Origin of the sequence: Paracoccus yibinensis, assembly GCF_030846195.1 — a bacterium.
Lineage (GTDB): Bacteria > Pseudomonadota > Alphaproteobacteria > Rhodobacterales > Rhodobacteraceae > Paracoccus > Paracoccus yibinensis.
On sequence record NZ_JAVCWH010000018.1, the window covers coordinates 1 to 22,253 of the forward strand.

Below are 22,253 nucleotides of genomic sequence, written 5' to 3' on the forward strand. Positions count from 1 at the left end.
GCCTCGGCCTCGGTCGGCGCGTCGGGCAGAACCTCGCCATAGAACTCGGCCAGGGCGCGGTTAATGTCGCGCCGTCCATCCTCGTTGAAAATCAGATGCACGTTGCCGTTCTTGAAGGCGCGGATGAAGCCCGCGCAGCAATCGGCCTCGCCGTGCCGTTCAGCCTCCTTCATCATGTCGGCAAATTCGCGGTATTCATAACGCGGCTGGCCCCGATAGACGCGCAGGGCGTTCAAGGTGTCCTTCAGCCGCTCCTGGCCCCATCCGTTCCAGCCGGTCGCGCTGCCGATGATGATGCGCTTGGGCAGGCCCTCGACGCCGATCTTGACCTTGGAATGGCTCTTATAGGCGGGGTCCAGGTCGCAAAAGCACTCGGCCAGACCCTTGAGGACGTGAAACCGGGGGTCCAGCAGGTAATCCCCGAACACTTCCGCAAGATTGGGCAGGGTGAAGGGCAGGGGGTTGGTCAGCTTCAAGTCAAGATGCTTGCGATCCTTTGCACTGGCAATGCGCTCGATCTGCAATCCCTCATAGACATGCTTCCAGGCCGAACGCAGCAGGGCAAGGCGCACGTCGCGTTCGTAAAGGCTCGGGCTGCGGGAAAAAACCTGCCCGCCATAGGCTCCACCGATGCAGGCCGCGACGTTGATTGCCGTCTCGGCCCGGTTGAACTCGGCAATCGCCTCGGGAATGGCCGCGGCCTTGGCGTCATACTCGGCCACGATCTCGGACAGGCTGCGGCGCAGGGCGGGGGCTGCATGTTCGGTGGTTTCCCCGATCTTCGGAAACTCGGTGTTGTGATAGGTCATGTCGTCGTCATCCTTGACCAAGGAAACGCTCGAAGGCGGTCCGGCCGTTGTCCGTTACTTCCCAAACCTCATGGCCGTGGCGGCGCGCAAAGCGCCAAGCCAAGGCTTCGGTGTCATGGGCGCGGGGAAGGGCGCAGGGATGCGCCCTTGCCTCGATGATCCGCCATGTCATGCGGTCGCCTCCTGCCGGGCGGCGAAGGCATCAAGCATGAGATAAAGCGTCTCCAGGGTGGGCGCGTCGCCATAGATCACGTCGCGGCCAACGAGGGTCGGGTCTGCCTCGCACTTGGCGCGGACGCGCCTGTCATGATCGAGATAGGCGTTGACGGTGAAACGGCTTTCACCCCCGCCGCTGTCGTAGAAATAGACGTGCCATTTGAGAAGCTGGTCGGGGTTGTCGTCTGCCTCGGCCATCAACTCCTGCGCGGCCAGGGTCTGAACCTCGACGGATCGGGCGCAATCGCGGATGAAGCCGTTGCTCTTTGGTCCCTTGAAGTCGGCGCTGTCGCGGATGCCGAACACGTTGCCGGGGCAACGCTCGGCCACAAGGCGGGCCAGGATCTGTGCGCTGCGGGCGCTGCCGGTCGCGGCAACGTAGGGGGCCGGGTGCATGTCGATCTGGACCACGGAAAAATGAGTCATCGCCGCCTCCTTACTGGCTCAAGGCGGCATAGGTGCCGCGATCTTCGTAGCGGATGATGGGTTCGCCGGTCTTGGACAGGCCGCCCCAGCAGGGGCCGACAAAGCCCGCGATCTTCGGCTGTCCCTGCAACTCGGGGCGCAGGCGGGTGCGGGTCTCGGTTCCGGTGATTTCGGTGCCCATGTCCTCGACCCATGCGGCCAAGTCATCGGTCAGCACGCGGCTCATGCCGCAGTCGTCGGTCATGGTGACAATCTCGAAAAGCGCCATCTTTTGGCTCTCCTTTAGCGACGGGGCGGCCGGGTCTTCTGCCCGTTCCGCCGATGGGCGAGCCTTCCTGTTCTGATTTCTGAAAGGCCCATGCCTTTCGGAAAGCAGAGCGGGGAGGGCGCAGCCCTGCCCGTGGCCCCGGCCGAGACTGTCAAGGGGTCGGGAAGGCGGGGTGGTGCGGCCCGCAGCCCGGCAACGGGCGAGGACACGGCCCGCCTGGACGACGACGCCCAACGGGCGGCGCTTGCCCCTTGACCGGCTCGGGCGGGGATGCGTGGCGGACAGGAAAACAAAAAGGCTGCGGACGGGGGTGAGCGGGCGAAAGCCCGTCGATCCCCCGGAACGGCAAAAGGATCATCTTGGCCCGCACCGCGCGCGGGCCTCTCCCGTGTCTTCTTGGGCCGCACAGCGACGGCAGGGCAGGTCAGACGGAAGGCAGCTATCTCTGGGCTTCACCGGCAGCACTCAACTGCCCGCCCGGTTGACCACAGGCTGACGCTCGATCCCTGTGGTCTCGCTTACAGCCCGGCTCGCGGCCTTGCGCCTCCACTCCCAAGGTCGTTGCGGCGCGAGGCTGGACAACCGGGCTCACGGCCCGCAAGCGATCGCAACCCGACAGGGCCGAGACTGGGCCGCTGGACCGACTATTGCGGCCCCGCAAAGGCTGGCTCGGGACGAGACAGACAGCGCGGGAAAAGCCGCAAAGGAGGGAAAGGGGTTCAGGCTCGGGGCGCAGGCCGGTGCAGCCGGCCGAAGCCTAGAGCGCGGTCCCTCGGGGCGAGAGGTCCAGGGCGAAAGCCCTAGACCGAACGGGCCGAGGGAGGCGGCATTTCAAAGCTACAGCGAGATGCCGTAGTCATCATTCTCTGCCTGAACTGGAAGCTGATGCTTTGGTAAATAAGGATCTCTGCCAGTTTCTTCCAAATATGCGTTCCATTCGGCTGTTAAGCCAAATTTTCCGCAAATCCATTTGATTGCGTGGTAGTTACCACCATCCGCAAGGGTGGCTAAAGCCTCCAGCATTGCCGCATACGCTTTCAAATCAATCACGTCTTCTGCTGAGAGTGACGGATCGTTTTCTGCTTGCTGGCTTGCTGCCGCCGCTTTGTCCCGTGCAATGTTTGCGATTGTTGCGAATATACCTGTCATTGCCTGCTCATGTTGGGTGAGGTTTATGACGGCCGACCAGACAGCGGAAACGGAAGGAATGGAAGATGGCAGATGATGTTGTTCGCAAGGTGGTTGGCTATCTCCGCCAGATCGAGAAGCTGGCCGAGAAGGGCGATCTTGACGGGGTTCGCCTCGAAGCGCGTCTGGCTCTTCGCCTTTGCAATGCGCCGTCCAGCAGCGACACGACCGCTGACGCAGGGGCATGAGTTGCTATCCTTCGCGAACGAACACCCCGGCTGACATCAGTGCCTGGATGAAGTCGGCCCTGACCTGTTCAGGTGTCACGGTGCCTTCGGCAAAGGCGATGCAGGAACCGGCCGCCTGCCGGTAGGCAGGATCGGCCGGGTCGCAATGTTCCATCAGCGCCCGGCCCATGCCGTTGGCATCGTTGACGGTGCGAAACCGACTGTCTGTCTCCTGATAGGACACCGGCCGGATCGTGCGCATCCCGCTTGCATGGCCCGCCATGGTCTCAATCCTCGGACAGCTTGCGCTCGACCTTTTGGCGGCTGTTGCCTTTGGACTTCACGGCCTCGCGCACCTCGTCCTTGGACACGTTCATCTTCTCGGCCTCGTAGCGGACTTCGTGATCCTGTCCGGCTGCGACCTGACGGCGATCCTGGGCACGGCCCCGGCTTGTCTGTTCCTTGCTCATGTCGTCCTCCGCATCTTCAAAGGATCAACGCGATCAGTTGTGGCTTGTTTCCACCGGCACGAACGGAGGTTTGGGCAGGCTGCGGTCCGGTTTTCCAGAACACAGACCCGAGATGTATATCCCATTACATGTTGCCTATATATCCCCAAAGGATATACTTAAGCCAAAGCGAGGATATACCATGCCACTCTACATCAAAGACCCTGCGGTGGATACGCTTGTCGATCAGTATCTTGCGGCCACCGGCATGACGAACAAGACGGAGGCTGTTCGCCGCGCCTTGTCCGACCAGTTGAACGCTCTCGCTGCCAAGGAGACCCTGACGGACCGGGTTGCGCGGATACAACGCCGAGCAGCGGAGGCCGGTTTTGTGTCCACTGGCAGCGACATTGCGGCAGACAAGGCATTCATGGACGAACAGTGGGGCGAGGACTGATGTTTCTCGACGCCAGCGTTGTTGCCGCCGTGCTGTTGCAGGAAGAGGATGGCCCCGCGTTCCTGAAGGCGATGGAGGCCGCGCGCGGAACCCTGCGCTATTCGCCCATTGTGCGCCTGGAGGCGACCCTTGCCCTTGTGCGCAAGCGTGTCGAGCGGCGCGGCAAAGGCCCGGCGACCGCCGAGGACTTTGCCGCCGCGACGGATCTTGTCGATGAGCTGCTGAAGGAACTTGAAGCCAAGGAAATGCACATCACGGGCAGCATGGGGGCCGAGGCGATCCGTGCCTTGTCACTCTATGGCAAGATGGTGGGGCATCCGGCGCAACTCAACATGGGCGATGCTTTGTCCTATGCCTGCGCGAAAGCCTACCATGTGCCCTTGCTCTACAAGGGCGATGATTTCTCTAAAACCGATGTGGCATAATCCGAACAAGCTCCCAAGGGCTATTCCGTTATGACCGCCATACATGATGGCAACATTAACCTGCTTCATCGAAAAGACGACTTGCAACCATGCCGTTTCCGCTATCGCCTCAAAGCATCGATGCTATTGCCGAGATCATCAGCGGGGGTGGCGGCAATGACCTGACACCTCCTGTTGGCATCTACCGCAGTGGGCCAAAGATCGAAAAATTCATGCGGGGCTGTAACGTCGCTTTTACAGTTGAGGGTTCTCGCGTCCCGTCGCTTGTGAAGTGTCTCAACAGGCTCAACAACGGCTTTGAGGCAGCGCCGCACCTTACAAGGATCATCGAAGCAGCCGCCGATCCTCGCGACTTCATCCATGAACCTGAACGTCACGATGCCGTGCTGGACTACCTCAATCGCGCTCTTCGCTACGATGGCTTTGAACTGCAACAGCAAGGTATTCGGATACGCCTTATAGAGGCAGGCAAAGGTGTGCCTGTTCTTGCAGAGCTTGCTGGCCTATCAGAGGTAATCGACTTCGATACGGTGAGCCGTGATCTGGACCGCGCTCTTGCCAGCAGCCAGACCGACCCTGAAGATGCTGTAACCGCCGCGTGTAGCACGATCGAAAGCGTATGCCGGTCAATTCTTGTCGAACTCGGGCAACCTCTTCCTGCAAAAAAGGATGTGCAGGGCCTCTACAATGCAGTGAAGCAACCGCTTGGCCTATCTCCCGACCGCACTGACATTGACCCATTGATTGCCAATGATGTGCGGCAAATTCTGTCTGGCCTGAACACGGTTATTGGCGGGGTTGGATCGCTGCGCACCCACGGGGGCGACGCGCACGGTCGCGAAAGGGGATATGCCCGCATTGACGCACGAATTGCTCGACTGTCGATCCATGCTGCAAGCACTGCCGCGCTCTTTCTCATCGAAACTTGGCAACGGAAGTTCCCCACGCGTCCGCTCCCAAAAGCATGAAAAGCCGCGCAGCGCCGGCCCGGCGCGGCCTGAGCGCCGCCCCTGTCCTGGCGCCGGCCTGCCGGTGTCAGGCCAGGGGAAACCTGAGCCAGCAGCGGCACAAAAAGAAGCCCCGCGCGGGGCGGGCCAAGTGAACCTTCGTCGCTGAAGGAATGGGAATGTCAGTCGGGCAGGCGATAGTTCAGCAGCCAGGACGGGCCAAAGGTGTTGCGGACCTGGCGAAGCTCCGGCCCTTCGTCGCCCGTCGAGGATAGCCATTCGGCCAGAAGGCGGCTTTTCCAGCGTCGGCCATGCTGGGCGCGATAGGCCCGCAAGGCGTCGATCTGTTCCGCGCTCAAGCCTTGCTCATCTTTAGGTTGTTGTGGCATGTGCCTGCTTCCCCTGTTTTTTTGAGTAATCCGGGGGCGGGTCTTGGTCGTCTGCGCCCCCGGCTTTTTTCAGATCAGAAGCAATCCGGCACCCAAGCGTCGATCCGGGCCTTTGCCTCCGCATCGACACGCCATGCCTTCTGATACTCGGCATCGCTGAACAGCCGTTCCATGCAGCGGGCCTTTTCCGCCTTCTTCTGTGCCTTGTGGGCCTTGAAGCCGTTGCACTCGGGATCGCAGCCGGTCAGTTCCAGATGCAGGCTGTCCAGATAGTCGGCGCTGACGCGGTTGAAGAAGTTCTCGGCGGTCGGCGTCCAAACCTTGCGGATGGTGGCCCCGCTGTCGGCCTCGATCAGCGCAAAGAAATCGGCATTGCCTGCGCCATAGGGCAGGGTGCGGGCCATGCCTTCCACCAGTGCGGCATTGCGGGCCTTCTTGCCTGCCGCCGTGAAGTCGCGGAAGGCTTGGGCCAGATCCTCGATGCGCAACTCCGGGCGGCTCCATGCCTCATGTCCTGCCGGGGGATGGGCCAGCCGGTCGGACCATTCCAGACCATCCGTCTTGCTCGGGCGGTTCATGGGGCGTCCCGGCGACAGGTCAAAGACATTCGTGCTGACACCAGAGGCCAGCGACAATCCGAAGGCCAGCAGGTCGAACACCATTTCGGGCTTGTCCAGAAGGGCGGTCTGGATCGCGGCCAGCCGGATCGCCTTCATGTCCTCGACCAGTGCGCCGGAATAGGGCGACTTTGGCGCGGGCGCGGCATCGCCGCCGTCCGCATGGGCGGCATGGCCGGTCAGAACCTCGGCCTCGATGGCTGCGGCCCGGTCCTCGGTCCGCACCCACGGGCCGCTCAACTGCACAGTCCCGCTGTGGCTGACATAGACATAGTAGCCCGCCACGGCGCGCTGCGCGTCAGTGAAGTCGCCCTTGATGATCGCGTCCAGAGCCTCAAGTTCGGCTTGCCCGGCCTCGTCCAAGGCACCGGCGTTCGCCAGTTCGGCCAGTTCGTCATACCGCTCGGCCTGTTCTTCCGTCAGATCACCCTCGACCGGATAAAGGCGGGCCAGCTTCTCAGTGACGGAATAGGAGACATATTCGTCGGCCATGACCTCGGCCCATTTCCAGCCTGCCGCCAGCTTCCCGGCCTCGGCGTTCAGCCGCTCGGTGAACAGGTCCTGCAACAGGTCGGCATCGTGCAGCGCCACGGTGTCGCTGAACAGGTCGCGGCTCACGCTGCCGCCTGCGGCCTCGTAGGCGTCCAGTCCGACAAAGCGGGCGCGGCGGTCGGTGGCGCTGACGGCTGCGGGCTGCAATGCCTGCTTGATGCGGTGTTCCGACACGTCGCGGCCCTTCACCTCGGCCAGAACAGTCAGGGTCAATGCCTCGTCCTGCGACACGGTAAAGGCTTTTGCCATGCCAAGGCTGATCTGGCCCTCTTTCAGCGCGTCCAGAACCGGGGCGGGCAGGGCTGCCAAGGCAAGGCGGCGATAAACATGGGCCTCGGTCTTGCCGAAGCTGCGGGCAATGGCCGACACGTCCGCGCCTGCCTCCTTCATCCGGCCATAGGCGCGGATTTCGTCAGCGGGTGCCAAGTCCTCCCGCGCCGCGTTCTCGGCACTGGCCCATGCGCGGGCGGTGGCCTCGTCGGGCGCGATGCGAACCGGGATGGAGGCCAGTTCCGGGTGGCGTTCGGTGACGGTGGCGTCCCGCTCGACGGCGCGGGCGATGGCCCGCAGCCTGCGGCCTCCCGCGACGATGCCCACGCGGCCCTCCCCATCGAGGATGCCGGACAGGTTCTGGATCAGGCCGATCATGGCAAGGCTGTCGGCCAGCAGGTCGATCCCTTCCGGGTCGGCGTCCTGACGCGGGTTCAGGTCGGACACATAGAGCTGCGCCAGCGGAAAATACTGGATGGAAGCCGGGGCGATGGTTTCGCGTTTCATGGGATGGTCCTTTTGCGACGGATGGTTTTTTGTTATGGATGCCCTGCCCTCATGGCCGTGGGGGCAGGGCGAGCTTTCAAAGTGCGCCGTGCTGGATCAGGAAGCGGCGGCCGATACCGAAGTTGTCGCCCTTCCTGACAAGCGCCCACGCTTCTACGAGACGGCGCTGCAAGGTTTCTCTGCTCATAAGTTCACCCCCTTTCAGGCTGACGGTGCGGGAAGGGTCGGCCTGCTGACGGAGCCACAGCAGGCCGATTGCGGGTCAGTGTTCGGACGGCAGGTAGAGGGTCAGAACACGGCGCGTCTGCTCGGGGTCGGAGGGGGTTTCCGCGCCGAAGTGATAGGCGGTGTCGTAAAGGTCGATCTTCCAGTAGATCGCCACGCCATGCGCCTCGACGCGGCCAAAGGAATGATCCTCGTAAGGGTCGTTGTCCTCGGTCCAGTCCGTGAAGGTGATAACCGCATTCATCAGCGCGGCTTGGGTGCGCTCGGGAATGGCGAGAAAGCCCGGCGTGGCGACGGTGCGGCCTTTCAGATGCTGGCCGCGCCACAAGGCTGCGAAGCCCAGGGTGCGCCGGAAGGCATCATTCTGTTCCGCAATCATCAGCCGCAGCATCTGGTCGCGGGCCTGCTCGGCGGGGGTGTTCGTGTCTGCCGGGGCAGCATTGAAATGTGCCATGTGTGGCTCTCCTTAGCGACGGGGCGGCCGGGTCTTCTGCCCGTTCCGCCGATGGGCGAGCCTTCCTGATCTGATTTCTGAAAGGCCCATGCCTTTCGGAAAGCAGAGCGGGGAGGGCGCAGCCCTGCCCGTGGCCCCGGCCGAGACTGTCACGGGGTCGGGAAGGCGGGGTGGTGCGGCCCGCAGCCCGGCCACGGGCGAGGACACGGCCCGCCTGGACGACGACGCCCAACGGGCGGCGCTTGCCCCTTGACCGGCTCGGGCGGGGATGCGTGGCGGACAGGAAAACAAAAAGGCTGCGGACGGGGGTGAGCGGGCGAAAGCCCGTCGATCCCCCGGAACGGCAAATGGATCATCCTGGCCCGCGCCTCGCGCGGGCCTCTCCCGTGTCTTCTGCCTGCCGCAGCAGTCAGACAGGAAGGCAGCTATCTCTGTGCAGCACCGACAGCCTGCAACTGCCCGCCCGGTTGACCACAGGCTGACGCTCGATCCCTGTGGTCTCGCTTACAGCCTGCTTCGGCCTCCCGCCTCCACTCCCAAGGTCGTTCCGGCGCGAGGCTGGACAACCGGGCTCACGGCCCGCGTCAGCGGTCCCGCCCGAAGGGACGAGATGGGCAGGGCAGGGCGACCAGGACCGGCGGGCGAGGGACTGGCTCGGGACGAGACAGGCATCCGCACGGCGCAGCCGGGAGCATCGTCCTGACCAGCTCGGGTGGAGGCCGGCTCGCCGGCCGGAACCAGGGACGCGACCCGAAGGGGGACGCCCTGTTTATTCGAGGAAAGCCCAGGCAACCCGTTGCCCTGAACATGACCAGCGAGATTGACCTAGTGAGTGCCAGCACTGATAAGTACTTACAGAAGAAAGCGAGGTATTGAAGCTAGATCATGACTTTGGACATCCGAGGCAGCCTCAAAAACACTCGCAAGAGCAAGAATGCCCTCGTCGTCGTTGATGAGTTGATAGCAAACTCAATTGATGCCTTCTTGATTAGGCGCGCGACCACACAGGGCGATCTAAATCTCGACATTAAATTTTCGGTCCAGGCAAAAAGAATCGACTTGCTCGGTCATGAATACGATTTAGAAATCGAGTGCTTGGACAATGGGTGTGGCCTTGGGCCGGATCAGCTGAAGGCGTTTCTTACCAAAGACACATCGTACAAAGATGACCTAAGTATTCCAGGCATTGGAAACTGTAAAGGAGCGGGGCGAGTTCAATTTTTTCACCATTTCTCAAAGCTATCATTATCTTCTATGTATTTAGAGGATGGCAATAAGTATTACGTATACTTGCCTGCTGAAGAAAACAGAAAAGAACTTGAGGAAACCGATTTCCAAATCGATCATCGTGATAATGGTGAGCTTGGAACGAGTGTGAAACTTTCTGGAGTTTTACCAAAGATTCGAGATACGTTATTCACAGTTTCGTTCATTCATGAGTGGTTTAAAGCCGCGGCGCTTAAGCAATATGTTCTGTTCAGCGCACTGCAAAGATTTGTGAGTCTCAGAGAGGCTCTGGGGGATTTTCGAATTGAATTTGAGAGCGACCTGGAAGACGTGAAGTCGAGCGCGGTCTTGAACGCAACTGACATACCTGTGCACACCTCAGTAAGCAGTCTAGACGTTGTTCATGTAGAGGGCGATAAGACTATTCACGCGTCGCTGACCGTGACGCACTACAAGCTTGATGAGCGCACGTACCCTTTGCCGAAAAACGTCGTCGGATTGTGTGCTAAATCTGCAATCGCGGAAGATATAACCAAGCGGTACCTTCGGGCTAAATCAATCGAGAACAACGCAATCCAAGGCTGCTATCACATAATTCTTATCGAAGGAGCCTTACTTGATGAAGGCGTGAATGAACAGAGGGACGGGTTTGATAAAATTCCGCAAGAGAACGGAAGTGCTGACCTATTCGATGGCTCTTTGATAAGTTTCGAAGACATTTACGCCAAGCTAGATGACAAGGTTCAGGAACTAATAACTCCTCCTGATTGGTCTCGTGAAAAGATTGTGTCTGAAGTTGGTCACAATTTCGGGGTGTCGGAAGAAATGTTGTCCCACTCGAATACACGAGTTACGTTCGGTGATACGCCATCTAGTGTAGCAAAGCGTGCACTAAAGAATTTGCAGGACAAGGTGGTGGATGAAACTGCCAGCCTGTTATTGATGAAAGAAGCAATCGAGCAACTTGAGCCTGATAGTGATGAATTTCGGCGCAAAGTCGACTACATATCTTGGCAGTTCACGGCATCCCTGAAAACTGTGGATATGGCCAACCTTTCGCAGTTAGTAGTGCGGCGATCCACTATGATCGAAGTTTTGGATATGGCTGTTAAAGAGCTGCTGAAAGTGCAAACTGACTTGAAGCACGGAAAACGCAAGAACAATGAATCCCTTATTCACAACATATTTTTCCCTATGCGGAAAGATAGTAGTGAAGTGGCTGACCATGATGTTTGGCTCTTGAGCGAAGAGTATCACTATTACGACTACATCGCCTCGGACAAGCCGCTTAGCCAGATCAAGTGGGGCAATGATACTCTATTCGAAGCTGATATCGACGAACAAATCGATTCGCTGCTAGCTCGCACCACGGACGATAACAAGGCATGTCGGCCCGACATTGCCCTATTTCACGAGGAAGGTTCTGTGGTGATTGTAGAGTTTAAGGCGCCTGGTGTGAGCCTAGATGATCACGACAACGATCTAATGGAATACGCATCTATTCTCGCTGCAAAATCCAAGGGTAAGTTGAAGAAATTTTACGGATACCTTATTGGGGATACGATTAACACTATTCGCTTACGGGGCTACAAGCCCCTTCCGGGAGGGAAGGGGTGGTTCAATACTGATAATATTATTGAGCCGACGTCCCAATATGCTATCGGCCAACTGTATTCTGAACTGTTGCATTATGATGATGTGGTTGATCGTGCGCGGAAGCGTATTGGTGTGTATCGTGAGCGTTTGAAGCTCCCTAACTAACCGCCTTCCTCCCTTCGGGTCAATCTGGACGGCCGGATGAGAGCTGAGGATGCTGAAGCAGCGAACGACCGTATGGTCTGCAAAGCAGACGCTCCTCATCCGCCCTCTATACCCGCACTGTCGGCAACTCGCTGATCCTGGTGGTGTAGCGGGGCGAGCGGTGATCGGCGCGCAAGCGCCATTCACCGGCGAAGCCCTCGCGCGCCAGCACCATCGTCTTTTTGCCGAAGCGGTCGTTGATCGCATCGAGCGCATCTGTCAGGCGGGCGTCGCGCGGCCGGTTAGGCTGGAAAAGCATGGCCGGCCGGTCGGCTTCGGGCAGCAGGTCATCGAGGATGACGCCCGCCTTGGTATAGCCGCAGCCATTGCCGGACGGATCGCCGCGCCAGCCTCGGCGCGCGGCAGAAACAGCGGCGTCCACCAGGTCGAAGGTGTGGTTGGACATGGGCCGCAGGCGCACGCTGCGCGAGGCGGAGTGCTGCGGCCGATCCGGCTTGTGTGGGTTGGTGTGGAAAAAGACGGTCAGCGTTCCCGCGACAAGGCCGTGCTGGCGCAGCTTCTCGGCCGCGCGGGTGGCATGTGCCGTGACGGCCTGCGCCAGCACATCGAATGTCGTCATGGGCGTGCCCGAGGATCGGGTCACGGCCATGCCCTTTCTCTGCGGCGGCACGTCCTCGAAGTCGATGCAGGCAATGCCGCGCAGCTCCGCCACAAGCCTTTCGAGAACAACCGTGCCGATCTTGCGGGACAGCGCCATCGGCAGGTCGCGCAGCGCGGCCGCGGTTCTGACGCCCTGGGCGATCAGCTTGGCCTCGGTTGCCGGGCCGACGCCCCATATCTCCCCGATGGGGATGCGGCTCATCACATAGTCCCGGACCTGGGGGTTCATGAGATTGCACACGCCCCCGAAGATCGGGTTCTTCTTGGCGGCAAAGTTCGCGAGCTTCGCAAGGGTCTTTGTGGTCGCGATGCCAACGCAGGTCGGGATACCCACCTGCGTCCGCACCGCCTGCCGCATCCGGGCCGCGTGCGCCTCCATCCGCTCGCCAAAGCCGGAGAGATCTACGAAGGTTTCGTCGATCGAATACACGTCGAGGCGCGGCGAGTAGCCATGCAGAACCTGCGTCACGCGCGCCGATAGATCGCCGTATAGCGTGTAGTTGGACGAAAGTGCCTTCACGCCATGACGCTGCATGAAGTCGCGCATCTTGAAGGCGGGCGCCCCCATCTTGATCCCGAGCGCCTTCGCCTCGTCAGACCGCGCCACGGCGCAGCCGTCATTGTTGGACAGCACGATCACGGGGATGCCGTGAAGCTTCGTGTCGAACAGCCGTTCGCAGGACACATAGAAGTTGTTGCAGTCGATCAGGGCTATCGGCTTGTCGGACGCCTCAAGCATCGCCCTATTCGACGGGCAGGCGGCGCACGACGCCCGCCACCACGCCCCATATCTCGGTCGTCTCGGTCACGGGAATGGTCTGGTAGCCGTCGCTGCGGGCGCGCGGGTCCAGGAACCACCGGCCGTCGCGCTTGGCGAGCTTCTTCACGGTGATCTGTCCATCGACCACGGCCAGGACGATGCGCCCGCTGCGCCGCCGCCCGGCGCGATCCACGGCGATCAGATCCCCGTCCAGGATGCCTTCGGCTTCCAGGCTGTCACCCGAGACCCGCCACCAGAAGGTCGCGTGTTCATGCCGGACAATCCACTTCATCGGATCAACCGTGTCCTCAAGATCGTCGGCCGCAGGGGATGGAAAACCGGCTGGCACCTGAATGGAGGCCAGCGGCATGTCGCGGTCGATCAGCGTCACGCTGAGAGGATGAAGATCAAGTGACATGGCCCAGAACAATCCGTGAACATGGGCCATAGTTCCGATATGCCCCTGATCGTCAAGGACTACAGGTCATGACAGGGCAAAAAGGTGGGGACAGGCTGCTGATCCGGCACAGGTTGGTCCCTGAAGCGGGGCTTGGCTGGATCTTCCAGCCGGGCGGCAAGCACTTGGGAACATGACAACAACACAGGGGCCGCCCGGCTGGAAGATCCAGCCAAGCCCCCAGGGACCGGGACGGAAAAAGGCGGGCCTGGGCCGGAGGAATGGAGCATTCGCAGGCGCCGGACGGGCGGGCGCGTGCCTGCATGCTGCCGACCTCGCCGCAAGCGGCAGGGGGGCAGGGCGGGCGCACGGACGGCTTGGGGGAGGCCGTGCGCCCGCGCCGCGGTCAGAGCCGGCAGATCTCGGACCGCACCAGGAAGCGCCGCTCGCGCCCGTTGTCCAGGCTGAACATGCCGCCGCGGCCGGGCACCACGTCGATGACCAGGCGGGTGTGCTTCCAGGCTTCGTATTGGCTGGCCGAGATATAGAACGGCATGCCGCCGATCTCGCCCAGCTTCACGTCATGCTGGCCGATGCGGAAATCGCCCTGCGGATAGCACATGGGCGAAGACCCGTCGCAGCAGCCCCCGGACTGGTGGAACAGCACCGGCCCGTGATCGGCGACGATCTCGGTCAGAAGCGCCAGCGCGGCCGGGGTGGCATCGACCTGGTCCAGCCCCTCGGGATTGGCGACGGGTTCCATGTTCAGCCCGCCATGTCCAGCACCATGCGGCCCTCGATCTGGCCCTTGTGCATCTGGCCGAAGATATCGTTGATATCCTCGAGCTTGGCGCGATGCACGGTCGCCTTGACCTTGCCCTCGCCGGCGAAATCCAGCGATTCCTGCAAGTCCAGCCGGGTGCCGACGATCGAGCCGCGCACGGTGATGCCGTTCAGCACCATGCCGAAGATGTCCAGCGGAAAGTCGCCCGGCGGCAGGCCGTTCAGCGCCACGGTGCCGCCGCGGGCGACCATGCCGATGGCCTGCTCGAACGCCTTGCGGCCCACGGCGGTGACCAGCACGCCCTGCGCGCCGCCGTCGGTCTGGCGCTTGATCGCGGCGGCCGGGTCGGGGTCGGTCGCGGCATTGACCGTCACCGTCGCGCCCAGCTTGCGCGCCAGCGCCAGCTTGTCGTCGTCGATGTCCACCGCCGCGACGTTCATGCCCATGGCCTTTGCATATTGCACCGCCATGTGCCCCAGCCCGCCGATGCCCGAGATCACCACCCAGTCGCCGGGTTTGGTGTCGGTGACCTTCAGCCCCTTGTAGACGGTGACGCCCGCGCAAAGCACCGGCGCGATATCAAGGAAATCGACGTTCTTCGGCAGATGCCCGATATAGTTCGGGTCGGCCACGACATATTCGCCGAAACCGCCGTTCACCGAATAGCCGGTGTTCTGCTGGCTTTCGCACAGCGTCTCCCAGCCGCCAAGGCAGTGCCGGCAATGGCCGCAGGCGGTATAAAGCCACGGCACACCCACGCGGTCGCCTTCCTTGACGTGCTTGACGCCGGCGCCCACGCCCGAGACAAAGCCCACTCCCTCATGTCCCGGGATGAAGGGCGGGTTCGGTTTCACCGGCCAGTCGCCCTCGGCGGCGTGCAGGTCGGTATGGCAGACGCCCGAGGCCTGGATCCGCACCTGGATCATGCCCGGACCGGGTTCGGGGATCGGTACCTCGTCGATGGTCAGCGGTTTGCCGAATTCGCGCACGACGGCGGCCTTCATGGTTTTGGCCATGGTTCAATTCCTTGCTGCAAGACTGTGGATGGTTTGGGGGCGCGCGCAGGTGGCGCGCCCGCAAGGCCCGACCTAGAAGAAGCCCAGCTTCTTGGGCGAATAGCTGACCAGCATGTTCTTGGTCTGCTGATAGTGGTCCAGCATCATCTTGTGGTTCTCGCGCCCGATGCCCGACTGCTTGTAGCCGCCAAAGGCCGCATGCGCCGGATAGGCGTGATAGCAATTGGTCCAGACCCGCCCGGCCTTGATGCCGCGGCCCATGCTGTAGCAGGTGTTGGCGTCGCGCGACCACACACCGGCGCCCAGGCCGTAAAGCGTGTCATTGGCGATCGCCAGCGCCTCGGCCTGGTCCTTGAACGTGGTGACCGAGACCACCGGGCCAAAGATTTCCTCCTGGAAGACGCGCATCTTGTTGTGGCCGGCAAAGATCGTCGGCTCGATGTAGAAACCGCCCGACAACTCGCCGCCCAGATCGGCGGCCTTGCCGCCGGTCAGCACCTCGGCGCCCTCTTTCCTGCCGATGTCCAGATAGGACAGGATCTTTTCCTTCTGCTCGCTGGACGCCTGCGCGCCGATCATGGTGGCGGCATCGCGCGGGTCGCCCTGCTTGATCGCCTGCACGCGCTTGACCGCGCGTTCCATGAAGCGGTCATAGATCGATTCCTGGATCAGCACGCGCGACGGGCAGGTGCAGACCTCGCCCTGGTTCAGCGCGAACATGGCGAAACCTTCCAGCGCCTTGTCGAAGAAATCGTCATCCTCGCGCGCCACATCGGCAAAGAACACGTTGGGGGACTTGCCGCCCAGTTCCAGCGTCACCGGGATCAGGTTCTCGGCCGCATATTGCATGATCAGCCGGCCGGTGGTGGTCTCGCCGGTAAAGGCGATCTTCGAGATGCGCGGGTTCGAGGCCAAGGGCTTGCCCGCTTCCAGCCCGAAGCCGTTGACGATGTTCAGGACCCCCGGCGGCAGCAGGTCGCCGATCAGGCTGGCCCAGACCATGATGCTGGCCGGGGTCTGTTCGGCCGGTTTCATCACCACGCAGTTGCCGGCCGCCAGCGCCGGCGCCAGCTTCCAGCAGGCCATCAGCAGCGGAAAGTTCCAGGGGATGATCTGGCCGACGACGCCCAGCGGCTCATGGAAGTGATAGGCAACGGTGTCATTGTCGATCTGGCTGATTCCGCCCTCTTGCGCGCGCAGCGCCCCGGCGAAATAACGGAAATGGTCGATGGCCAGCGGCACGTCGGCGGCCATGGTCTCGCGGATGGGCTTGCCGTTGTCCCAGGTCTCGGCGGTAGCCAGCAACTCAAGGTTCGCCTCCATGCGGTCGGCGATCTTCAGCAGGGCATTGGCGCGTTCCGCCGGGGAGGCCGCGCCCCATCTGTCCTTGGCGGCATGGGCGGCGTCCAGCGCCAGTTCGATGTCATCGGCGTTTGAACGTGCGATCTCGCCGATCTCGGCGCCGGTGATCGGGGTGGTGTTGATGAAATACTTGCCGGACTTGGGCGCAACCCAGTCGCCGCCGATGAAGTTGTCATAGCGGCGGGCAAAGGGCAGCACACCCACACCCTTGAATTCATGTGTCTGGTCGTTTGGCATGGTGTTCCTCCTCAGGTGCCGGCTCCTCTGGCCGGGTTCTGAGGAAAGCCTATGCCGCGACCGATCGCAAAGCAACCAAGGTCCACGCTGCAGCGCAGAATGTGTTTCACCCCCGAGACGCAAAGTTTATTGCCAAATTAGACGAGAAAATAGGTTTTTACAGCGAAGAAATAGAAAAAATATCTGTGAGCAGCAATCAAACTGCTGATGCAACCCAAGAAATAGCGAAGCATCTTTCTCAACGTCCTGCATTTGAGGCAACCTTGAATATGACAAGTTCTTCTGCAACATATTCAAGCAATAGCCAGTTTGTTGTCCGGTTGCACAATAACACTCCATACACGGCAAGAGACCTTACGATGATTTTTTGGGGCCAGGACGGAGGTATTACCAGCTCATTTGTTCCAGCAGTAATTCCCCCTTTCGAATCTCACCTCGATATGGACTCTCGTGAGATTAGCCGCGTTTGCTATTCCTATATAGTTGATGACGGCACCCCTGAGCGAGTTACAGAAGATCGGCGACTCGCGCGCACAACTCAACCCGTCCGGGATGCTTTGGGCAATGAGGCTACATACCCTGTCTTCCAGACCTCATACGACTACCACGTCGAAGAAGATACTAGCGTTATAACCTGCTCAGAATTTCATGCAACTCTCCCATTGGAAAAGCCACAGTAGGCGATTTATCATATGGATCATTTAGGGACGGGTGACGTGGAAGTTCTGCATCGTCCATCATCATACCGCTACATGCCTGCCTAAGGTGCGGTACACGGTTGGACGAGAAATCGAGAACACCTCAGCCAAATCGCTGATGGAATACTCGCCTGTGTCATACATGCGCCGCAACTCCTGCTGCTGACGCTCCGACAGCTTCGGTTTCTTGCCGCGCAGCTTGCCCTTGGCGCGGGCCACTGCCATGCCCTCGCGGGTCCGCATTCGGATCAGGTCGGCCTCGAACTCGGCAAAGGTCGCTAGGATGTTGAAAAACAGCTTGCCCATGGGGTCGGTCGGATCATGGATCGAGGTGCCAAGCTGAAGCTTGATCCCGTGCGTGGCCAGCTTGTCGGCAATGTCGCGGGCGTCGGGGACAGAACGCGCCAAGCGGTCCAGTTTCGGCACGACCAGCGTGTCGCCCTCCCGCAAGGCTGCAAGCGCCTGATCGAGACCAGGCCGGGCGCGGTTCGTGCCAGTAAAGCCGTGGTCGGTGTAGATGCGATCGGAAGCGACCCCGAGGCTGGAAAGGATGCCCTTCTGCGCAGCGAGATCCTGTTTGTCGGTGGAACAGCGGGCATAGCCGATCAAAATCTGTTTCATGGCCTGATCTGTAACATTAGGCGCCCCTTCATTGCAAAAAATATCGGACCATTCATCTGAGATTTCGTCCAGGCAGCAAATGCTGACGCTCTACCGCCTTATTCAGCAGCAGGGTTGTGTGTCCGTTGAACGATCCTCTTTCGGACGTCTCAACTCGTGCGACAGTGCTGATGTGCCGTGCGGCTTCCACAGGCTATGTTCATAGCCATGCACGGGTGCCGCCAAAGCTGACGGATCAGTTTGAGCGCGTTTGCGTCACACCCTCGTTTTACATGACGACATAGGAATAAGAGGTAGACTGGGATTCAGTCCGCTTGGCAGACTCGCGTAAGTCCAGGGCTTTGCCCATCTGCGCTAGTGCCCTCCCGAGAGGCGAGTCACCAAGCTGGAAGCTGGCGAAGTTGCCTAGATCGAGCGATGCCACATGCTCAGCCTCGATGGCCTTCCTGTCATCCCGTGCAGCGGCATCGTCATCTGGCAGGGAAGGACGGCCGGACCAGCGGCCAAGAAGCGCCAAGGCACGCTTGGGTGCGAAAAGACGATACGCATTGCTGACCTGCCGAACCTGGGGGCCGCGGCCTTCATTCGGGGTTGGCTCGAACCGGCGCAGCCAGTCCAGAAAACCGTGGTCGCGCAGCGCCTTCAAGGCGCGAACAACAGCGTCCCTCGACCGCTTCAGCTTGTCCATGATCCAGTCAAGGGACGGGTCCAGGCGGCCGGTCTTGAAGCTGACCAGGTTCCCGAACAGCGCCAGGATCTCCAAGGCGATGCTGCCCAAGGGTCCGTTGCGTCTCCCGGGCTTGCGGCCGTGCAGCTCGTATCGCTGCGCGGCCCTGATGATCCTCTGCACCTCCTGCCGGGTGGTGCTGCGCCAGAACGTGCCTTCGCAGGTTCCCGCTCGGTGAGAGTTGCGGTGCAAGCGCGTCCTGCCTTGGGCGCGCGCGCCGGTGCAAGCCTGGGCCAGAACGCCAAGGCGCTTGAAAAAATCGCCGCCTGCTGCGGCTGCTACAGTCGTCAAGTGCTGCTCCTGTGTCACAAGAAGCGCGGTGTCCGCAGGCAAGCCTCATCCGTTCGCACAGATGCGCTTTTTGCTCTTGATTTCCGGGAGTAGGCAGCTAACTATAGCAGGTGTAATCCGCTGCTAATCAGGTCGCCAAACCTGTGTTATGCTACCAAGCCCCCTCGTGCGGACCCCCGCGCGGGGGGTTTCCTTTTGGGCTGGTGGTTTATCCGATTCCGCTCGTCCCTCCCGTTTTGGGTATTTTGCCGAACAGCCTACGCCAGCAAGGGCTTAGCGGCAATTCTTTGTGTAGACCTCGGCGGTGATTCATCAGTAGCTCACCCATTCCGTCATGGATGCGCCCGTGTAGTCCTGCATCCGAACCACGATGCTCCTGAAGCCTCGGCCATACTCGTCCTGAAACCCTTTGCCCGTCCGCTGCCTGATCGTGTCATCCAGCCATTCAGGCAAGGCATTGTCGTTGGAAGGAAATCGGACCCACTCACCAGACGAAGGCGCATATCCGTAGCGAACCGTGCTGGTGTAAACGTCTCGTCCTCCGCTACCGCTCGTCACATGCTTGGAAAGCTGCCAGAGTTCGATGGCATCACGATATTTGGCAACCTCGGGCGGTATGCTGTCAGAACCACCTCCACCTGGCAGGCTTACACTGTGACCGCCCATGGGGCATCGCCACAGTTGCAGGGGCGGCTCAACCGGCCAGGGTGTGATGCGGCGGATTAGTTCGGCCTTTGCCGCGCTGCACTCTGCCGAGGCCGGAAAACCGCCTGCCAGACATAGAAGGATTGCGCAGTCGATGGGGTAGGCGGCAGCAGGCGATGCAAAGCTGAAGGCGGTTGCTACACATGCGGCAGCACCGAGGGTCTTAACCTTCATCTGAACCTCCTTGTTGACGGCCAGTAGCACGTGTAGGTCTCAACATACAACATAAATGAATGATTTAAAGATTTCATCTTTATTCGCTCAGGAATTTTTCTTTGTATCGCTCGTGCCAGACATTCGACTGTTGGATGATGTCGGTCTGGGACTTCTGCAAGCAAAGGAGATAAGCGTTTAAATCATTGAAATATCGTATGTATTCTTCTCTTTCCTCTATTCCGTGCCGCTCCAGAGTAGCTTGATCCTCTATGGGATCAGCGGGAGGGACGCACAGATGCAGAACTTGAGGCGCAGGGATGTATGGTCCTGATGAAGCCACCTGAACCAAGGCTATGACAGCAAGTGGACCGATCATGCACCTGCCTTCCAGCAGTGCGACAAAGCCCGCCCAGGTGTGACCGACTCCAACTGTAGATGTGCAAGAGAGAAGGTCATGGTTCTTTGACGCAGTAGAAGTTATTTGCGCCAGTTCTGAGGGTGAAGTTTTGGAAGTTAAAGGCCAGTGGCTAAATGGACAGAAGATTTAGCCAATAAGACGATTGCCCTTGACTTTCTCTGTTAACCAAGCCTAGCGCCGATCAACAGGTTGATACGGCCCCGCCGAATACATGATTTTGTAATAAGAAAAAATTAATATAAGGTGCGCCAAAATAGTCAATGCCGCATGACCGCGGCATTGATTATTTATTGATTAACACAATTGATTATTAGATCAGGTTCATTCTCACTGCCGTGCTGACAGCACTGGTGGTATTCCGGGCACCCAGCTTCTTTTGCGCACTATCAAGTCGGGCCTTTAATCCTGAGACACTGATATTCATTAATTCCGCAGCTTCACTCTGCCGCAACCCGCTGTGCATCAGTCTCAACGTCTCTAGTTCTTGGTTAGTCAAGGCAACACGTGACCGCGTAAAGAGCTGAGCCCACATCTTCATCTTCGACATGAGAAGTGTCATCTCTTCATCTGTCAGTTCACGATCAGGCCGTGCGATAGACAAGAAAGATCGTTTCGATCCTATCTTGACGACAAATGTAGCTCCATACTTCAGGCCGTGTGCCTTGGCCCGAACCAGGATCTTTCGCATGTCGGGCAACTTCACCTGCGACCACCGGACCATCCCCTCACGCGTGATCGTCCAGACAGCCACGGGATCTCCAAAGAAGTAGTTCTCGGTCTCGTATTCCTTGGTCCACGCGTCCGGATACTTGTTCATGAAGAAGTCCGGCTGGCCGAAGCGCAGTCCGAAGCCAAGAAAATAACCTGACAAACCAATGGCTTCAAGCTGTTGAAGCTCAGCTTCGTGGTTGGGGATCGCGATCTCAAGCATAGCGGAATGTCAAGCCTTTTCGTGAAAGTGTCCTTATCTCCTGTCCAAAAAGACAGGTGAGTGTCAATGCCAAAAATCTTCCTCTATGCCAGCCAAGCAAGAGAACGGCAGAAGGCCCGGACAACGATGAAGAGCATTGAGGACAGAGTGCGCCCGAAAGCGGTGACTATCTCTGCGGAGGCAAACTTCACAGTAGATATGGCTCAAAACCTGCTCACGATGTTTTCGCACCTCACCGAAGGCCAGGAAATTACTGTCAAATTCTCCAATGCCGGTGTCTGGGCCGTGACCCCCCATGGCATTCGTTTGTTTATAGGTTCGACACAAGTGTTTGAAGTAGGTGGCAATGATGATGATGCAGGCAAAACAAAAGTTCAGTGAAGCTGCGCAAAGCGGCTACCATGTTGAGGTTGTCCGCTGCCCCAGCAATCTGGATCGCTGGCACTTGGTGAATGAGTATTTGAAGCTACGCAAAGAGGTCTTCGTGGACCGCTTGGAGTGGCCTCTCTTTCACGCTGAAGAGCTTGAGTTCGAACAGTATGACAGCTTCGATACTGTCTATGTCATTGCCACTCTTAACGGTGTGACAGTCGGGGGTGCTCGGCTGCGTCGTGCCAACCAGGTCAGCGGCAAAGGTCAACTGCAATACAGCTACATGATCAGGGATGCGTGCCTGGGTATCCTTCCCGGTCTACCGGACAACCTTTGCTATGAGGTTCCTTCGATGGACACCTCCATGTGGGAGATCACCCGTATGGTGGTGAAGGGGCCACGTGAAATCTCGCGGATGATCCTGGCGAAGGTCAACGAGTTCCTAAGCGAAGAAGGCGCTGAGACGGTGCTCTTTCTAGGGTCGCCAGCGTTCAAGCGTATGGCCAACTCGCTGAACTGGCCGGTCAAGCAACTCGGCCCTGTAACCGGCAACGACGACGGAGCCTTCCAGGTCTTCGAGTGCCCTGTGCGCAAGCTGGAGTAGCCCTAGCCGCGCAAGCTGGCGCAAACAAAAATGATCTTCGCAAACAATTCATTTATTGTTGACTAACAATAAATGAATGGTTAGACATGTGTTGATCTAGGTGAAACCAGCTAGTGTGAGCAACCCAACATAGTGCATTAAGGCACCTGTCAACGAGCAG

The 22,253-nt window shown here is 59.7% G+C and carries 29 protein-coding genes; 9 read left to right on the plus strand and 20 right to left on the minus strand.

The features are described from left to right. From RAH32_RS18800 to RAH32_RS18820, 5 genes are all read right to left on the minus strand, one after another. Positions 1-809 (minus strand): DUF4942 domain-containing protein (locus RAH32_RS18800; protein ID WP_306609965.1); only part of this gene is annotated, 809 nt, incomplete at its 3' end. Positions 810-816: 7 nt separating this feature from the next. Next, on the minus strand, positions 817-981 hold the full coding sequence (locus RAH32_RS18805; protein ID WP_306609966.1) for a hypothetical protein: 165 nt from the start codon (positions 979-981) through the stop codon (positions 817-819). Then, the gene (locus RAH32_RS18810) at positions 978-1,451 is read right to left on the minus strand and encodes a hypothetical protein (RefSeq protein WP_306609967.1); all 474 of its coding nucleotides are present in this window, start codon (positions 1,449-1,451) and stop codon (positions 978-980) included. Before RAH32_RS18810 ends, RAH32_RS18805 begins: the two co-directional genes overlap by 4 nt. 10 nt (positions 1,452-1,461) lie before the next feature. After that, complete coding sequence (locus tag RAH32_RS18815) at positions 1,462-1,719, minus strand: hypothetical protein (RefSeq protein WP_130992135.1); 258 nt, start codon at positions 1,717-1,719, stop codon at positions 1,462-1,464. A gap of 837 nt (positions 1,720-2,556) precedes the next feature. Beyond that, on the minus strand, positions 2,557-2,868 hold the full coding sequence (locus RAH32_RS18820) for a hypothetical protein (RefSeq protein WP_306609968.1): 312 nt from the start codon (positions 2,866-2,868) through the stop codon (positions 2,557-2,559). 65 nt (positions 2,869-2,933) lie between these two features. On the opposite strand from RAH32_RS18820, the gene RAH32_RS18825 reads away from it, so the two are divergent. Continuing rightward, on the plus strand, positions 2,934-3,095 hold the full coding sequence (locus RAH32_RS18825) for a hypothetical protein (RefSeq protein WP_306609969.1): 162 nt from the start codon (positions 2,934-2,936) through the stop codon (positions 3,093-3,095). Positions 3,096-3,099: 4 nt separating this feature from the next. Here the strand turns inward: RAH32_RS18825 and RAH32_RS18830 are convergent, their stop codons facing one another. Further along, a complete protein-coding gene (locus RAH32_RS18830) occupies positions 3,100-3,357 on the minus strand; it encodes a DUF982 domain-containing protein (RefSeq protein WP_306609970.1) in 258 nt (85 codons plus the stop codon). A 4-nt stretch (positions 3,358-3,361) separates the two neighbouring features. Then, positions 3,362-3,544: a DUF3606 domain-containing protein gene (locus RAH32_RS18835; protein WP_306609971.1), complete on the minus strand. Its 183-nt coding sequence runs from the start codon at positions 3,542-3,544 to the stop codon at positions 3,362-3,364. Between the two features lie 181 nt (positions 3,545-3,725). Between RAH32_RS18835 and RAH32_RS18840 the strand changes: the two genes are divergently transcribed. The 3 genes from RAH32_RS18840 (at position 3,726) to RAH32_RS18850 (ending at position 5,373) form a co-directional block, all read left to right on the plus strand. After that, positions 3,726-3,980 carry a type II toxin-antitoxin system VapB family antitoxin gene (locus RAH32_RS18840; protein WP_306609972.1) on the plus strand — a complete coding sequence of 85 codons (255 nt, stop codon included), beginning with the start codon at positions 3,726-3,728 and terminating at the stop codon, positions 3,978-3,980. After that, positions 3,980-4,405 (plus strand): type II toxin-antitoxin system VapC family toxin, encoded by a 426-nt coding sequence (locus tag RAH32_RS18845; protein WP_306609973.1) that lies wholly within the window; start codon positions 3,980-3,982, stop codon positions 4,403-4,405. Before RAH32_RS18840 ends, RAH32_RS18845 begins: the two co-directional genes overlap by 1 nt. Before the next feature lie 89 nt (positions 4,406-4,494). Next, a complete protein-coding gene (locus RAH32_RS18850; RefSeq protein WP_306609974.1) occupies positions 4,495-5,373 on the plus strand; it encodes an abortive infection family protein in 879 nt (292 codons plus the stop codon). Positions 5,374-5,534: 161 nt separating this feature from the next. Here RAH32_RS18850 and RAH32_RS18855 read toward each other — a convergent pair whose 3' ends face one another. The 3 genes from RAH32_RS18855 to RAH32_RS18865 form a co-directional block, all read right to left on the minus strand. Further along, complete coding sequence (locus tag RAH32_RS18855; protein WP_254433750.1) at positions 5,535-5,711, minus strand: hypothetical protein; 177 nt, start codon at positions 5,709-5,711, stop codon at positions 5,535-5,537. 104 nt (positions 5,712-5,815) lie between these two features. Continuing rightward, positions 5,816-7,687: a ParB/RepB/Spo0J family partition protein gene (locus RAH32_RS18860; protein WP_306609975.1), complete on the minus strand. Its 1,872-nt coding sequence runs from the start codon at positions 7,685-7,687 to the stop codon at positions 5,816-5,818. Between the two features lie 262 nt (positions 7,688-7,949). Further along, positions 7,950-8,366, minus strand: a complete 417-nt coding sequence (locus tag RAH32_RS18865; RefSeq protein ID WP_306609976.1) for a DUF3768 domain-containing protein — start codon at positions 8,364-8,366, stop codon at positions 7,950-7,952. A gap of 88 nt (positions 8,367-8,454) precedes the next feature. Here RAH32_RS18865 and RAH32_RS18870 point away from each other — a divergent pair, with 88 nt between their 5' ends. Next, positions 8,455-8,619: a hypothetical protein gene (locus tag RAH32_RS18870; protein ID WP_306609977.1), complete on the plus strand. Its 165-nt coding sequence runs from the start codon at positions 8,455-8,457 to the stop codon at positions 8,617-8,619. Positions 8,620-9,251: 632 nt separating this feature from the next. Next, complete coding sequence (locus RAH32_RS18875) at positions 9,252-11,354, plus strand: hypothetical protein (RefSeq protein ID WP_306609978.1); 2,103 nt, start codon at positions 9,252-9,254, stop codon at positions 11,352-11,354. A 106-nt stretch (positions 11,355-11,460) separates the two neighbouring features. Here the strand turns inward: RAH32_RS18875 and RAH32_RS18880 are convergent, their stop codons facing one another. From RAH32_RS18880 to adh, 5 genes are all read right to left on the minus strand, one after another. Continuing rightward, positions 11,461-12,753: a Y-family DNA polymerase gene (locus RAH32_RS18880; RefSeq protein WP_306609979.1), complete on the minus strand. Its 1,293-nt coding sequence runs from the start codon at positions 12,751-12,753 to the stop codon at positions 11,461-11,463. Between the two features lie 4 nt (positions 12,754-12,757). Continuing rightward, positions 12,758-13,192, minus strand: coding sequence for a LexA family protein (locus RAH32_RS18885; protein ID WP_306609980.1), 435 nt, complete (start codon positions 13,190-13,192; stop codon positions 12,758-12,760). Positions 13,193-13,577: 385 nt separating this feature from the next. Beyond that, positions 13,578-13,934: a DUF779 domain-containing protein gene (locus tag RAH32_RS18890; protein ID WP_306609981.1), complete on the minus strand. Its 357-nt coding sequence runs from the start codon at positions 13,932-13,934 to the stop codon at positions 13,578-13,580. A gap of 2 nt (positions 13,935-13,936) precedes the next feature. Continuing rightward, positions 13,937-14,971 (minus strand): alcohol dehydrogenase AdhP, encoded by a 1,035-nt coding sequence (gene adhP / locus RAH32_RS18895; protein ID WP_306609982.1) that lies wholly within the window; start codon positions 14,969-14,971, stop codon positions 13,937-13,939. A 72-nt stretch (positions 14,972-15,043) separates the two neighbouring features. Next, complete coding sequence (adh, locus tag RAH32_RS18900; RefSeq protein WP_306609983.1) at positions 15,044-16,570, minus strand: aldehyde dehydrogenase; 1,527 nt, start codon at positions 16,568-16,570, stop codon at positions 15,044-15,046. Between adh and RAH32_RS18905 the strand changes: the two genes are divergently transcribed. Beyond that, positions 16,552-17,250, plus strand: a complete 699-nt coding sequence (locus RAH32_RS18905) for a hypothetical protein (RefSeq protein ID WP_306609984.1) — start codon at positions 16,552-16,554, stop codon at positions 17,248-17,250. The genes adh and RAH32_RS18905 overlap by 19 nt on opposite strands. Positions 17,251-17,310: 60 nt before the next feature. On the opposite strand, the gene RAH32_RS18910 is transcribed toward RAH32_RS18905, so the two are convergent. The 5 genes from RAH32_RS18910 to RAH32_RS18930 form a co-directional block, all read right to left on the minus strand. Next, positions 17,311-17,877, minus strand: a complete 567-nt coding sequence (locus RAH32_RS18910; RefSeq protein WP_306609985.1) for a recombinase family protein — start codon at positions 17,875-17,877, stop codon at positions 17,311-17,313. A 280-nt stretch (positions 17,878-18,157) separates the two neighbouring features. Further along, entirely contained in the window at positions 18,158-18,907 is a 750-nt protein-coding gene (locus RAH32_RS18915; RefSeq protein ID WP_306609986.1) for a helix-turn-helix domain-containing protein, read from the minus strand. Between the two features lie 312 nt (positions 18,908-19,219). Next, complete coding sequence (locus RAH32_RS18920; protein WP_246020838.1) at positions 19,220-19,786, minus strand: hypothetical protein; 567 nt, start codon at positions 19,784-19,786, stop codon at positions 19,220-19,222. A gap of 79 nt (positions 19,787-19,865) precedes the next feature. Continuing rightward, the gene (locus tag RAH32_RS18925) at positions 19,866-20,144 is read right to left on the minus strand and encodes a hypothetical protein (RefSeq protein WP_130992098.1); all 279 of its coding nucleotides are present in this window, start codon (positions 20,142-20,144) and stop codon (positions 19,866-19,868) included. 352 nt (positions 20,145-20,496) lie between these two features. Further along, a complete protein-coding gene (locus tag RAH32_RS18930) occupies positions 20,497-21,117 on the minus strand; it encodes a helix-turn-helix transcriptional regulator (RefSeq protein WP_306609987.1) in 621 nt (206 codons plus the stop codon). Between the two features lie 66 nt (positions 21,118-21,183). Between RAH32_RS18930 and RAH32_RS18935 the strand changes: the two genes are divergently transcribed. Next, a complete protein-coding gene (locus RAH32_RS18935) occupies positions 21,184-21,498 on the plus strand; it encodes a hypothetical protein (RefSeq protein ID WP_130992096.1) in 315 nt (104 codons plus the stop codon). Then, the gene (locus tag RAH32_RS18940) at positions 21,464-22,093 is read left to right on the plus strand and encodes an acyl-homoserine-lactone synthase (RefSeq protein ID WP_130992095.1); all 630 of its coding nucleotides are present in this window, start codon (positions 21,464-21,466) and stop codon (positions 22,091-22,093) included. The genes RAH32_RS18935 and RAH32_RS18940 overlap by 35 nt, the downstream gene beginning before the upstream one ends. Positions 22,094-22,253: the final 160 nt, after the last annotated feature.